This is a genomic window from Promicromonospora soli, from assembly GCF_014653785.1.
GTDB classification, from domain to species: domain Bacteria; phylum Actinomycetota; class Actinomycetes; order Actinomycetales; family Cellulomonadaceae; genus Promicromonospora; species Promicromonospora soli.
Window position 1 is genome coordinate 1,216,209 of sequence record NZ_BNAS01000001.1, and the last position, 13,157, is coordinate 1,229,365.

Consider the following 13,157-nt stretch of genomic DNA (forward strand, 5'->3'; position numbering starts at 1 on the left):
AGCGTCAGACCAGCCCGATCAGCCCGCGGCCGAGCGTCGCGAACCCGCCCACGTAGGCGAGCGCCACGAGCACCTTGCGCGTGGCGCTCGCCGAGATCCGCCCGACGAGCAGCTCACCCAGCCCGATGGAGGCCACGAGCGCGACGCCGATCACCGCCCACTCCCAGACGGCCAGGTCCGGGAACATGGCGTCGGCGACCAGGAGCTTGGCCGTCATCGCCGCCAGCGCGTTGGTCAGGAAGATCGGCTGGGCGGTGGCCGCGAACGCGCGGGGGTCCCAGCGGTCGAGCACGGAGTAGACGGCGATGGGCGGGCCCCCGATCCCGGCCGCGACGCTGCCGAACCCGGCGGCCGCGCCCGTGATGAGGAGCGGCAGGCGCGCCTCGGGCGCGAAGGGCCGCTTCGCCCCGCGCAGGCGAGAGGTCACGAGGGCGAGCGTCATGGCGACCACGACGATGCCGCCGACGCTGATCTCCAGGACGGATGCGCTCGCGTTCTTCAGGAGCAGCGCCGCCGGGACGCTGACCAGCAGCGAGGCGGTCACGAGCCAGCGGTAGCGGAACCAGTCGACCCCGCGGATCGTGCGCCCGAGCACGAGCAGCGCCATCATCGCGCCCACGAGATTGACGAAGAGGACGCCCTCGATCGGGCCGATGAGGAGCACGATGAACGGCCCCGCGACGAGCCCGAAGCCCATCCCCGCCACGCGTTGCAGGGAGCCCCCGACGAGGATGGCAAGGATCAGGAGGGCTAACACGTTACCCACGCTAACTGATCGCTTCCCGACCGAGCCGACCGGGAATCGACGGCGCAGGACTGCGCCGTTGCGGAGAGCTCGCGCGGGAAATCTGTGCGCTGCCAGGGGCCGGAGGAGGCAGAATCGCGTCGTGGCCAAGAAGACAGCACGCGCCAGCCATGGGACCCCGGCCGTCGTGGCGCTCGAGAAGGCGGGCGTCACGCACTCGCTGCACCCGTACGAGCACGACCCGTCGAGCGACCTCAGCTACGGCATGGAGGCGGCGGAGGCGATCGGCGTCGACGCGCCGCAGGTGTTCAAGACCCTGCTGGCCGACGTCGACGGGAAGCTCGTGGTGGGCATCGTCCCCGTGGACCGCCAGCTCGACCTCAAGGCCCTGGCCCGGGCCGCGGGCGGCAAGAAGGCGGCCATGGCCGAACCCGCGGCGGCAGAGCGCGCAACCGGGTACGTGGTGGGCGGCATCTCGCCGCTGGGGCAGAAGACACGGCACACCACGGTGCTCGACGAGTCGGCGGAGGCGTTCGACGTCGTCTACGTGTCCGGGGGCCGGCGCGGGCTCGACGTCGGCCTCGCGCCGGCCGACCTGCTGACGCTGACCGGTGGGACGACGGCGCCGATCGCGCGGGTCTGAACGCGAGTCCGGGCCCGAGGACCCGGCCGGCGCCGCCGTCCCTACCGGATCAGGCCTCGGCGGCCTGCTTGCGGTAGGTCGGCAGCAGAGCGTCGCTGGGCACGATCTGCTTGCCGAGCGGCATCAGCGAGACCGGGATCAGCTTGAGGTTCGCCCAGGCCATCGGGATGCCGATGATCGAGATCACGAGCGGGATCGCCGTGATGATGTGCCCGAGGGCGAGCCACCAGCCTGCGACGATCACCCAGATCACGTTGCCGATCAGGGAAAGCACTCCTGAGCGCGGGCTCTCGACGACCTCGCGCCCGAACGGCCACAGGGCGTACCCCGCGATGCGGAAGGAGGCGATGCCGAACGGGATGGTGACGATGAGCAGGCAGCAGATGATCCCCGCGAGCATGTACCCGAGCCAGAGCCCGAACCCCGCGAAGATGACCCAGATGATGTTCAGCAGCGTCTTCATGGGGCCATCCTTCCGTAGAACGGCAGGTCAGCGGTACCCGGCAATCCCCTGACCCGACCCTGAGCGCGCCGCGGGCAGCACGACAGGCTTGGTCACCCGCAGGCACTGGTTGTCCAGTCTGCCGAGGTCGGGCGTCCCCGGCGCGCCGAAATAGACTCGCCCCGTGCCCGACCAGTCCCAGCCCTCCGCAGCTCAGCCGCCGACGGCCGACCGAGCAGCCGCCGCGCCGGCAGCGGCTCAGCCCGCACCCGGCTCGGTCGCCGAGCGTCTCGCGGTCGTCCGGGGCCGGATCGCCGCTGCCGCCGTCGCGGCCGGACGCGACCCGGGTGAGGTGCGGCTCCTCGTCGCGACGAAGACGCAGACGCCGGACGCCGTGCTCGAGGCGCTGGCGCAAGGTGTCGACCTGATCGGCGAGAACCGGGTGCAGGAGCTCGTCGCGAAGGCTCCGGCCGTGGCGGGCCGGGTCGCGGACGGTTCGCTGGAGGTGCACATGATCGGTCACCTGCAGCGCAACAAGATCAACCAGGTGCTGGCCACCGCCACGTGTCTGGAGACGCTCGACTCGCTGGACCTCGCCCAGGCGATCTCGGACCGCTGCGTGCGTGACGGCCGCACCGGTGACCGCGCCCTTGAGGTGATGGTGCAGGTCAACGTCACGGGCGAGGTGAGCAAGTCCGGGGTCGGGCCCGACGACGCCGTCGCGCTCGCCACCGCCGTCGCCGCCCTGCCGGGCCTGCGCCTGACCGGGTTCATGACGATCGGCGCACGCCTGGACGGATCGGCCGGGGAGACGGTCCGTGCCGGGTTCGCCCGGCTGCGCGCGGTCCGCGACGACGTCCTCGCGTCCGGTGCGCCGGGGACGGGCTCCGCGACCGAGCTCTCCATGGGCATGACCGGCGACCTGGAGCTGGCGATCACCGAGGGCGCGACGATCGTGCGGGTGGGCACCGCGGTCTTCGGCCCGCGGCCGGCGCCCTGACCCGACGCCGCGCGTGACTGCCACCACTCTTTGACCCAGGTCACAGACGTGCGGGCGACCTGACAGCTAGGGTCGACGGGTTTCCCAGCCAACTCCTTGGAGTGATCGCGCCATGTCCACGGCCACCCTGTTGCGCCCCGCCACTGACGCCGACATCTCTCGTCTGGTCAGTCTGAACAACGCAGCGATCCCCGCCGTCCCGGACACCCCGGCCGACGACATGACCGAGCTGCTCGACGCCTCGTCGCTCGCCCTGGTCGCGATCGACCCCGAGACGCCCGCCGACCCCCTCGGCTTCGTCGTCGCGCTCGACGGCGGCGAGGACTGGTCAGGCGAGAACTACGCCTGGTTCGAGGAGCGGGGCCTGGACCACCTGTACGTGGACCGCATCGTGGTGGGCGAGGGCGCCCGCGGCCGCGGCATCGGCCGCCTCTTCTACGACGCGGTGTTCGACGCCGCCCGCACCGCCGGCCACGACGTCGTCACCTGCGAGGTCAACCTGAACCCGCCGAACCCCGGTTCGATGCGCTTCCACGGACGCCTCGGCTTCGAGGAGCGCGGGCAGCAGCTCACCAAGGGCGGCGACGTCCTGGTGGCAAAGCTCGCGGCAGAGGTCCACCCCACCCCTTGAGGGTTGTGGGCGCGATCGTTGCGCCTGAACCGGACGCGTAGTCGCAACGGTCACGCCCACAACCAATGCGGGGGCTAGGCCCGGTTCTTGCCCAGGGTCGCCAGGGCCTCGCGGACGGACGGGCTGCCGAACCGCCCCGGCTCGGCGGCGAGGGCACCCGTCGCCGCTGACCGGTCCACGCCCGCCACGAGCATCACGAGGGCGATCCGCAGGTCGCCGTCGGTCGCCGCGAGCGCGTTCTCGCACACGTCCGGCGCCAGGTCCGTGGCCTGGGTGAGCAGTCGCACCAGGCGTCCGCGCAGCTTGGCGTTGCTGGCGATCACCTCGACCATGAGGTTGGAGTAGGTCTTCCCGAGCCGCACCATGACCGCCGTCGAGAAGGTGTTCAGGACCAGCTTCTGGGCGGTGCCCGCCTTCATGCGGGTGGACCCCGTGATGGCCTCGGGCCCGGTGTTCACCAGGATCGGGACGTCAGCCTTCGGCGCCAGGGACGCGAACGGGTTCGACGCGAGCAGCACGGTCCGCGCGCCGCGGGCGCGGCCCATGTCGAGCGCTCCCCCGACATACGGGGTGCCGCCGCTGGCTGCGATCCCGAACACGATGTCCGCGGGTCCGACGTCGCGCACGAGCGCACCACCCGCCTCGACGTCGTCCTCCGCACCCTCTGCCGACTTCCTGAAGGCGCTCAGCCCGCCGGCCAGGTGCGGCACGAACATCTCCTCGCCCACGCCGTAGGTGGGCAGCAGCTCCGCGGCGTCGAGCAGGCCCATGCGGCCCGAGGTGCCCGAGCCCACGTAGTGCACCCGGCCCCCGGCCCGGATCCCGTCCACCGCCAGGTCGATCGCCTCGACGATGCGCGGGTGCGCCGCGCGTACCGCGGCGATGACGGCGGCGTCCTCGTCGGTGATCATGCGCACCATCTCGGCCGTGGAGACCACGTCGATGTCACGTGTGCGCGGGTTGCGCTCCTCGGTGGGTGAGACCGGGCGCGACGCCGACTGTGCGTGCCGTTCGATTCCCGCCTCCGCGATCATCGGCGAGCCCCCTTCGCTTGCTCTGTGCTCTTTGACTTGGTGTTCCTGGACTGTGCGTCCCTGGACGCTGTGCTGCTCATTGCTCATGACTGCTGATCTGGACGACGGAGGCGCTCGACGGCAGCCGCCGCGTTCGCCCGTCCGGTCCCGCACGCCACCACGACCCCCGGGCCACCACCACTCAGCGTCCCGAACCAGTCGTCGACCGGCCCGGGGAGACCCGTATGGACCACCACAAGGTCCGGGCGAACGGCCCACAGCTTCTCCAGCCGGGCACGTTCGGCCGAACCCGGGACGGGTTCACGGGTGATCACGACGAGCGGTTCCGGACGAGGCGCAGTGCTGGGCACTGGGTGAGCCTCCGTGCGAGGCACTGCCTGAGCCACTACAGGAGCTGCAGGAGTGCCCACAGGAAAGTCTGCGCCACGTCTGGTACCGGTTCTGTCGAGATCCGCCGATACACCGTACCGGGATAATCGGGCAATAAACACCGCCAGTCCAGATTCATCGGGACCAAATTGCCCGTCGTCGCTCTCCGCGAGCAGCCTCGCCCGGGGCCAGGCTGCCGCGATGGCGGTCTGGACGTGCCGGGCCGTACGGCCTGCGGCATGGTCCAGCCGGGTCCGCAGGTCGACCACATCAGGCCTGGCGTCGGGCGCGAGTGGCACCAGGCGGGCACCCCGCACCTGCACGACGGCGTCCGCGATGCTCGCCCCGAGGTCGGACAGCTCCGCGAGCGCCTCCCTCGCGGCGTCGACGCCGGTCACCGCACCTGCGACCGCCCGGCGGTCGCGGACCGCCGCGACGAGCGCCCGCGTGCGCGTGCCGGACTCCTCGAGCCGCTCGACGGTCAGACGGCCGGCGGAGACTGCCCGGTCCAGGGCGTCGTACGCCTCCGTGTACAGGGCCGGGTCGAGGCCGAGACACAGGAGGTCGGCACCGGCCTCGACGGCGCGGACGGCGGCCTCCCCCACGGAACCGGTGAGCCCCCGCAGTGCGCCCATGTCGAGCGCGTCGGTGATGATCGGGCCGTCGTGCCCGAGCTCGCGCAGCAGGCGCGTCGCCGCCGGCTCGAGGGACGCGGGCGCCGGGCCGACCGCGGGGAAGAGCACGTGGGCGGTCATGACGGCGTCGAGCCGGGACCGGTCTCGAGTCGCCGGACCGCGCGTGGACGAACCGGGTCCGTCCACCTCCGGGCACAGGGCCCGCGCGAACGGGACGAGGTCGCGCGCGCGGACGTCGTCGAGCGGTTCGTCCACGACCGGCAGGCCCACGTGGGAGTCCACGGTGGTGGCGCCGTGGCCGGGGAAGTGCTTGCCGCACACGCCGACGCCGGCGCTGCGCAAACCGCGGGCGAACGCGATGCCGTGCCGCGCGACGTCGCCGGGCGTGGTCCCGAAGGCGCGCACGCCGATCACCGGGTTGTCGGGTTCGGAGACGACGTCGAGCACCGGGCCGAGGAGCAGGTCGATGCCGGTTGCTGCGAGCAGCCGGCCCAGGGCCCGTCCCGCGTCCAGGGATACCGCGGCGCTCGACAGGGCGCCGAGCGCCGCCGCCCCCGGCAGGGACGAGCCGTTGATCGCCTCCAGCCGCGACACGTCGCCGCCCTCCTCGTCGACGGCGATCACCAGGTCGGGCGAGATCGCGTGCAGCGCCGCGGACAGCGCCGCGGTGGTGGCGACGTCGGGCGTGTTCCGCGCGAAGTAGACGACGCCGGCCAGGCCGGCCCGGGCGGCGTCGGCGAGCCAGCCGGGCACGCGCGCGCTGTCGTGCCCGCTGCTCTTGGAACCAGAGCCCCCGGAACCAACGCCCTCGGAACCGCCGCTCTCGAAGCCGGGCAGGAGCACGCCGTTGATGGCGCGCTCCGTCCGTGTCGGCTCGGCGCTCGTCGGCCCGGCAGCGGGCGCTCCGGTCATTCCTTCACGGCCCCCGCGGTCAGACCCGAGGCGAGGCGGCGCTGGACCAGGATGAAGAAGATCATCACGGGCACCGTGATGATCGTGGAGGCGGCCATGATGGCGCCCCAGTCGTTGGAGTGGACGCCGAAGAACGAGCGGAGCCCGATCGCCACCGTGTAGCTCTCGGTTGCGCCGCCGAGCATCGTCATGGCGAAGATGAACTCGTTCCAGGCGGTGATGAAGCTGAAGATGCTCGTCGCGACCAGGCCCGGCGCCACGAGCGGCAGCAGGACCGACCAGAACATCCGGCCCCAGCTCGCGCCGTCGAGGTAGGCGGCCTCCTCAAGCTCCACCGGGACCGCCGCGACGAACCCGCGCAGCATCCAGATCCCGAACGGCAGCGCGAGCGCGACGTACACCACGACGAGGCCCGTCAGGGTCTCGAGCAGCTGCAGGTCGCGGACCTGGACGAACAGCGGGATGACCAGCGCCTCGAGGGGCACCATCTGCACGATCAGCACAAGCATGAGGACCTGGGTGCGCATCCGGAACCGGAAGCGGGCCACGGCGACGGACGCCAGCAGCGCGAGCGCCGACGAGATGAGGACGGTGCCGAGCGCCACGAGCAGCGAGTTGCGCAGGAACGTGCCGAACCCGCCCTCGGTGAGGACGAACCAATAGTGGTCGAGCGTGGGTTCGGCGGGCCAGAAGCTGCTGGTGTGCCCGGCCTGCGCGTCGAGCGAGCTGTTCAGCATCCAGTAGACGGGGAACAGCGTGAAAGCGAGCAACAGGGCGACGAGCACACCCTTGCCGAGCTGACGCAGGGGCGATCTTCGCGGGGTGCGGCGCAGCGGACGCAGGGTCGGGGCGGAGCGGCCTGCGCTCATCGCTCCTCCTCCGCCAGGACCGTGCGGACGTAGACCGCGGTGATCACGAGCAGCAGCAGCGTCAGCAGCACGGCGATCGCCGAGCCGAAGCCGTACCTGTTCTGCCCGAACGACTCCACGTACGACCACACGCCGAGGTTGAGCACCGACCGGTTGGAGCCCGCGCCGCCCGGCATGAGGTACACCTGCGCGAACACCTTGAAGTCCCAGATGGTCGACAGGATGATCACGACGGCGAACACCTGGCGCAGCTGCGGCACGATGATCAGGAAGAACCGGCGGAACGCCCCGGCGCCGTCCATCTCGGCGGCCTCCAGCATCTCCTTCGGCACCCCGAGCAGGCCCGCGAGCACGGTGACGGCGACGAACGGGAAGCCGTGGTGGATCACGTTGAGCAGGACTATCGCGTAGAACGTCCACCGGTTGGTGAACCAGTTCGTGGGGTCGTCCAGCAGGCCGAGGGCCATCAGGGCGTCGTTGAACACCCCGCGGTCGGCGTCGAAGATCCAGACCCACACGTACGTGCCGGTGACGGCGGGCATGGCCCAGGCCGCCATGATCGCGCTCGAGGTGACGGTGCGCCAGAAGGTCCCGAGCGACGCGAGGAGCACCGCGACGGCCGTGCCGAACACGACGGTGCCGGCCACGGACAGCACGGCGAACCCGACGGTGTTGGGCAGCACCACCGTCCACAGCTCGGGCGTGGCCAGGATCTCGGCGTAGTTCTCCAGGCCGATCCAGCTCGGCTCGCCGGTGGTGATCTCCCGCAGGCCGTAGTCCTGCAGGGAGAAGAGGAACACCCGCACCAGCGGCCAAAGCAGCAGCACCGCCAGGATCGCCAGCGCGGGGGCGAGCAGCAGCCAGGGCCGCACGACGGCGGCCCTGGCCCGGCTGAGCCGCGGAAGCGTCTCGGTCAGCTGCAGAGTCACTCAGACCCGTTCAGCACGGTCGTCATCTCCTCGGCGGCGGCCGTGCTCGCCGTCGCCACGTCCGCGTCGCCGGCCAGGATCGACTGCATCATCGTGCTCGTGGTCGCCTTGGCCTGCACCGCCCCGTAGGTGGGCGCCACCGGCACGGACGCACCGCCCTCGACGAACTGCTGGGCGAACGGCGCCACCAGTGGGTCCGTGCTCTGGAGCGTCTCCTCCAGCAGCGAGACCTGGCCCGGGAAGTACCCGGACTGCTCGCCCCACTGCTGCGCGAACTCGCCGGTGGTCATCATCTCGATGAACGCGAAGGCCAGGTCCTTGTCCTCGGCCGTCTCGAACATGCTCAGGTGCGAGCCGCCCAGGACCGACGGCGACATGCCGCCGTCCTGGCCCGGGATCGGCACCGCGGCGAACTTGCCTTCCATGTCGGCGTTCGCGTCGACGATCGCGCCCGGCGTCCAGGAGCCCATGACGGCCATACCGACGTCGCCGGCCGCGAACGCGTCCAGCACGTCGGTCTCGCGCCAGGTGGTGGCGCCGGCCGACGAGTAGTCGCCCTCGGTGGCCAGACCCGTCCAGAAGTCGATGCCCTCCTGCGCCTCGGGGCTGTCCAGGCCCGAGGTCCAGGTGTCGCTGTCGAGCGTGGCGACCTCGCCGCCCGCGCCCCACACCCACGGGTAGACCGTGAACTCGGCGTCGCCGGGGACCGCGACGGCGATCTTGTCCGGGTACTCCTTCTTGAGCGCCGCCGCGGCCTCCTCGAGCTCGGCCCACGTGGTGGGCGGCTCGACGCCGGACTGCTCGAACATCTCGGTGTTGTAGACCAGCGAACGCACACCGGCGTACCAGGGCATGCCGTAGAGCTGTCCGTCGTAGGTACCCGCCTCGACCAGGCCTTCGACCAGGTCGTCGGAGACGCCCGCACCGTCCACGTACTCGTCGAGCGAGGCGAGTGCGCCCGCGTCGGCGAACTCGGGGGTCCAGGTGGTGCCGGTCTCGGCGACGTCGGGGGTGGTGCCGCCCGCGATGGAGGTCACGAAGCGGTCGTGGGCGTCGGCCCACTCGACGAACTCGACGTCGAGCGTCGCGCCGGTCTCCTCCTCGAACGCCGTCGCGACGTCGGCGAAGAAGTCCTCGGCGCTGGGGTTGGTGCCCTGCATGATCCAGACGTTGAGGGTGCCGTCACCCTCGCCCTCGCCGCCGCCTCCGCTGCCGCACGCGGCCGTCGTCGCCGCAAGAAGCAGGGCTCCGGTGGCCGCCATGACGGGCCGCCGCATCGCTCGAGTCATCGTTCGGCTTCCTTCCGCTCGGGTGCCGCGAGAGCAGCCAGTTGACATTTGTGAGAAATGAACTTCCCAATGCGCGGCATTGCGTGGAGATTACTGACCGGGTGAATTCTCTGCTAGGGGTGTTACCAAACCGTGATTGCTCGTCATGGCACGGGGTCCCGAGGCAGTGCTTTTGACCCTCTCTAAGGCACCCGCGCGGTCCATTCCGGCGTGCCGAACTTCGACTCGACCAGCTCCCGGGCCAGCGCCCACTCGTGCGGCGTGATCTCGCCGGTCACAGTGCGGTACCGCTCGCGGAACGACGTCTCGAGCGCGTCGATCACGTCGGCGCGGGTGAGCCCGGTCTGCGAGCGCAGCGGGTCCACGCGCTTGTTGGCGCTACGGGTGCCCTTGTCGCTGAGCTTCTCGCGCCCGATCCGCAGCACGTCCGTCATCTTGTCGGCGTCCATGTCGTACGCCATCGTCGCGTGGTGCAGGACTGCACCCCCGGCCAGCCGCTTCTGGGCCGCCCCGGCGATCTTGCCCGCGGGCGAGGCGATGTCGTTGAGCGGCACGTACGCGGCGTCGATGCCGAGGCCGTGCAGCGCCCCGATCACCCAGTCGTCGAGAAACGCGTAGGACCGCTCGAAGCTCAGCCCGTCCACGAGCGAGCCCGGCACGTACAGGGAGTAGGAGATGGTGTTGCCGGGCTCCATGAACATGGCGCCACCCCCGGAGATCCGCCGGATCACGCGGGCCCCGTGCTGCTTGGCACCGTCGACGTCGACCTCGTTGCGCAGCGACTGGAACGACCCGATGATCACCGCGGACTCGTCCCACTCCCAGAACCGGAGGGTCGGCCCACGCCGTCCGGCGCCGAGCTCCTCGGTGAGCACCTGGTCGAGCGCGACGTTGAGCAGCGGCGATACGGCGGGGGTGCGGATCACCTGGAACTCGTGGTCCTCCCAGGCGGTCGCGTGGCGGAGCGCGCGCCGGGTGGCGATCGCCACGGCGTCGGCGTCGAACCCGACGGCAGAGGCGCCCTCCAGCGCGGCCCGCACCGCCTCGGCGAGCTGCGCCTTCGAGGCGTCGACGGGCATGCCGTCGAGTGCATCCCCCATGGCCTCGAGCGCCTCGTCGGGTTCGAGGAAGAAGTCCCCGCTCACCCTGGTGCCGGCCAGACGCCCGGCTACCACCTCTGTCTCGACACGAACCAGTTTTCCGAGTGGAACCTTGAACTCTCCTCGCACGTGTTCACAGTAGGCGACGGTGCCTGCGGTGTCCGGCGTCGGAGCCGCCTTGGGTACGGAAGGTGGCGCCCGACGTCGGGCACGTCCGATATTTGGTGAGAATGGGCAGCAGAACAGACCAGAATTTCCTCCCCTCTTTAGACAACCTTGCCCTGGTTTCGTGTCAGAATGACCGGGTGTCCGAACACGCACGGGTTATTGATGAAGCGGCGCTTTATGCCGTTGACGCCTGGGTCGTCGCACTCGACGTCGGCGGCAGCGGGTCGCGCCTGGTTGCGGAATTCGGCAACCCCACGGATGCCCAGCGCATCAGTCTGAGCGGCCGCGCCGTCAAGGTGAACCACGACGGCAGCGACGCTCCAGCCGTCGTCGCGTCCCTGTGCCAGTCCTTCAACGCGTGGGCCGCCCGCATGGGTCACCACGGGATGAGCGACGGCAGCACCGCGCCCGTCGCCTCGGCCGCTGTCGGCATCACGGGCCTGACCTCGCTGGTCAGCAACCCGCTCGAGGTGCACGACATCCTCGCCCGCGAGCTGCGGACGAACCGCACCGCCGTCGCCGGTGACGCGCTCACCGCGCACCTGGGCGCTCTGCGCGGACGCGCCGGGGCCGTGCTCTCGGTGGGCACCGGCGCAGTGGCGTTCGGCTACGACGGCGTGAGCCGCTGGCGCCGCGCGGACGGCTGGGGACACCTGCTCGGTGACCTGGGTGCCGGCGTGTGGGTCGGCGGCGAGGCACTGCGTGCCGCCGGGCGCTACCACGACGGGGCTACCCGCGGTGCCTCGAAGGTTCTCCTGGAAGCGGCGGTCGCCAAGTTCGGCCTCATCGAGAGCTGGCCCAACCAGTTCTACAAGAACGAGCAGCGCGCCAAGCAGCTCGCGTCGATGGCCCCGGAGGTCATCATCGCCGCGGCCCAGGGTGACGAGACCTCGATCAACATCCTCGAGCAGGCAGGCCGGCACCTCGCCGACACGCTGTCGAGCGCGCTCGGCAACGGCATCCCGCCGCTCGCCTCCACGACCGGCCGCCTGGTGCAGGAGGAGTCACCGCTCACGGTGGCGCTCACCAAGCAGCTCTCCGAGGACCGGCCCGAGGTATCTCTGGTGCCGAGCGCCGGGTCGCCGCTCGACGGCGCGCTCCACCTGGCGCGGCGCCTGCGTGACGCACCCCAGTCGGTAGCCGGCTTCCGGCCGTGGCTCACCGTCCGCGTGGACGGCCACCACACGCTCCGCGAGACCCCCGCAGACCTGGGCGCCTCGGACACCCTGGCTGCGAAGCTCTCGGCGACCGAGCTGCCCGGCGACGAGCTTCAGTGAGCGGCTGTCGTTCGTCCGACGCGTTCCTTCACTACCCCGTCGTGCCCGAGTCCCCGGTACGGGTGTATGTTCTCGACCCCAGCCCCACGACCCCATCCCGGGAGATGCGACATGACAGGTGACGTCCTCGTCCGACTCAGGCGCGCACTGCCCACGCTGCGACCAGCCGAGGCGAGAGTGGCACAGACCGTCCTCGACGACCCCAACACGGTCGTCGCCTCCACCATCACGGAGCTCGCCGGTCACGCGGACACGTCACAGGCCACCGTGGTGCGGTTCTGCCGCGCCGTCGGCTACGCCGGTTACCCCGAGTTCCGGATCGACCTTGCGCAGGCGACCAGCCGGCGCGAGGTCGAGATGGAGCGGTCCGGTATCGCCGAGGGCGAGATCAACCAGACCGACGACATCGAAGCCGTCGTCTCGAAGATCGCGTTCCACGAGGCCCGGACCATCGAAGAGACCGCCCGCATGATCGACACCGCGGCGATCGAGAAGGTGGCGACGGCCATCGCCGAGGCCAAGCGGGTCGACGTCTACGGCGTCGGTTCCTCCAACCTCGCCGCCGCCGACCTCGCGATGAAGCTGCAGCGCATCGGCGTCTTCGTGTTCACCTCCCCCGACCCGCACCAGCAGCTCGCCTCGTCGGCGCTGCTCGAGCCGGGCAACGTCGCCATCGCCGTCTCGCACTCGGGGCAGACGCGCGAGACCAACCAGGCCCTCGAGAACGCGCGCAAGCGCGGCGCCCTCACGGCGGCGATCACGAACTTCCCGGACGCGCCGATCGGCGCGGTTGCCGACGTCGTCCTGGCTACCACCGCCCGCGAGACCCAGTTCCGGGTCGGGGCGATGTCCAGCCGCATCGCGCAGCTCACGGTCGTGGAATACCTGTTCGTCCGCGTCGCCCAGCGCACCTACGACCGCTCGTCGATCGCCATCAAGGCGACCTACGACGCCGTGCGCGACCAGCGCCTCGACCTGGGCCGCGGCAAGGCGGAGCGGCCGGCCGCGCCGGTAGCCTGACCACCGATCTGCCGAAGTAGAACTGTGGCGAGATAGGACCAGGCGAAGTAGAACTGCAGCAGTTCTACTTCGCCCTGGTCCTATCTCGCCACAG

At 70.9% G+C, this 13,157-nt stretch carries 13 protein-coding genes; 5 read left to right on the forward strand and 8 right to left on the reverse strand.

The annotated features are described in order from the left end of the window. Positions 1–4: 4 nt before the first annotated feature. Positions 5–757: a sulfite exporter TauE/SafE family protein gene (locus IE250_RS05535; protein WP_189668188.1), complete on the reverse strand. Its 753-nt coding sequence runs from the start codon at positions 755–757 to the stop codon at positions 5–7. A 130-nt stretch (positions 758–887) separates the two neighbouring features. Between IE250_RS05535 and ybaK the strand changes: the two genes are divergently transcribed. Continuing rightward, positions 888–1,388: a Cys-tRNA(Pro) deacylase gene (gene ybaK, locus IE250_RS05540; protein ID WP_189668189.1), complete on the forward strand. Its 501-nt coding sequence runs from the start codon at positions 888–890 to the stop codon at positions 1,386–1,388. Positions 1,389–1,437: 49 nt separating this feature from the next. Here the strand turns inward: ybaK and IE250_RS05545 are convergent, their stop codons facing one another. Next, positions 1,438–1,851: a YccF domain-containing protein gene (locus IE250_RS05545; protein ID WP_189668190.1), complete on the reverse strand. Its 414-nt coding sequence runs from the start codon at positions 1,849–1,851 to the stop codon at positions 1,438–1,440. Between the two features lie 163 nt (positions 1,852–2,014). Between IE250_RS05545 and IE250_RS05550 the strand changes: the two genes are divergently transcribed. Next, entirely contained in the window at positions 2,015–2,830 is an 816-nt protein-coding gene (locus tag IE250_RS05550) for a YggS family pyridoxal phosphate-dependent enzyme (protein WP_189668191.1), read from the forward strand. A 112-nt stretch (positions 2,831–2,942) separates the two neighbouring features. After that, the gene (locus IE250_RS05555; protein ID WP_229872145.1) at positions 2,943–3,461 is read left to right on the forward strand and encodes a GNAT family N-acetyltransferase; all 519 of its coding nucleotides are present in this window, start codon (positions 2,943–2,945) and stop codon (positions 3,459–3,461) included. A 74-nt stretch (positions 3,462–3,535) separates the two neighbouring features. Here the strand turns inward: IE250_RS05555 and murQ are convergent, their stop codons facing one another. The 6 genes from murQ to lplAB all read right to left on the reverse strand — a co-directional run bounded on the left by murQ (position 3,536) and on the right by lplAB (position 10,727). Beyond that, positions 3,536–4,495, reverse strand: coding sequence for an N-acetylmuramic acid 6-phosphate etherase (gene murQ / locus IE250_RS05560; protein ID WP_189668192.1), 960 nt, complete (start codon positions 4,493–4,495; stop codon positions 3,536–3,538). Positions 4,496–4,578: 83 nt separating this feature from the next. Then, positions 4,579–6,411, reverse strand: coding sequence for a glycoside hydrolase family 3 N-terminal domain-containing protein (locus tag IE250_RS05565; RefSeq protein ID WP_189668193.1), 1,833 nt, complete (start codon positions 6,409–6,411; stop codon positions 4,579–4,581). Next, on the reverse strand, positions 6,408–7,280 hold the full coding sequence (locus IE250_RS05570; protein ID WP_229872146.1) for a carbohydrate ABC transporter permease: 873 nt from the start codon (positions 7,278–7,280) through the stop codon (positions 6,408–6,410). The genes IE250_RS05565 and IE250_RS05570 overlap by 4 nt, the downstream gene beginning before the upstream one ends. Continuing rightward, positions 7,277–8,209 carry a carbohydrate ABC transporter permease gene (locus IE250_RS05575; protein WP_373301594.1) on the reverse strand — a complete coding sequence of 311 codons (933 nt, stop codon included), beginning with the start codon at positions 8,207–8,209 and terminating at the stop codon, positions 7,277–7,279. Before IE250_RS05575 ends, IE250_RS05570 begins: the two co-directional genes overlap by 4 nt. Further along, complete coding sequence (locus tag IE250_RS05580; protein WP_373301595.1) at positions 8,206–9,498, reverse strand: sugar ABC transporter substrate-binding protein; 1,293 nt, start codon at positions 9,496–9,498, stop codon at positions 8,206–8,208. Before IE250_RS05580 ends, IE250_RS05575 begins: the two co-directional genes overlap by 4 nt. Positions 9,499–9,680: 182 nt before the next feature. Next, positions 9,681–10,727 (reverse strand): lipoate-protein ligase LplAB, encoded by a 1,047-nt coding sequence (gene lplAB / locus IE250_RS05585; protein WP_189668194.1) that lies wholly within the window; start codon positions 10,725–10,727, stop codon positions 9,681–9,683. A gap of 176 nt (positions 10,728–10,903) precedes the next feature. On the opposite strand from lplAB, the gene IE250_RS05590 reads away from it, so the two are divergent. Together IE250_RS05590 and IE250_RS05595 are read left to right on the forward strand one after the other, a co-directional pair. Next, a complete protein-coding gene (locus IE250_RS05590) occupies positions 10,904–12,043 on the forward strand; it encodes an N-acetylglucosamine kinase (RefSeq protein ID WP_189668195.1) in 1,140 nt (379 codons plus the stop codon). Between the two features lie 111 nt (positions 12,044–12,154). Beyond that, the gene (locus tag IE250_RS05595) at positions 12,155–13,063 is read left to right on the forward strand and encodes a MurR/RpiR family transcriptional regulator (RefSeq protein WP_189668196.1); all 909 of its coding nucleotides are present in this window, start codon (positions 12,155–12,157) and stop codon (positions 13,061–13,063) included. The last annotated feature ends 94 nt before the right edge of the window (positions 13,064–13,157 follow it).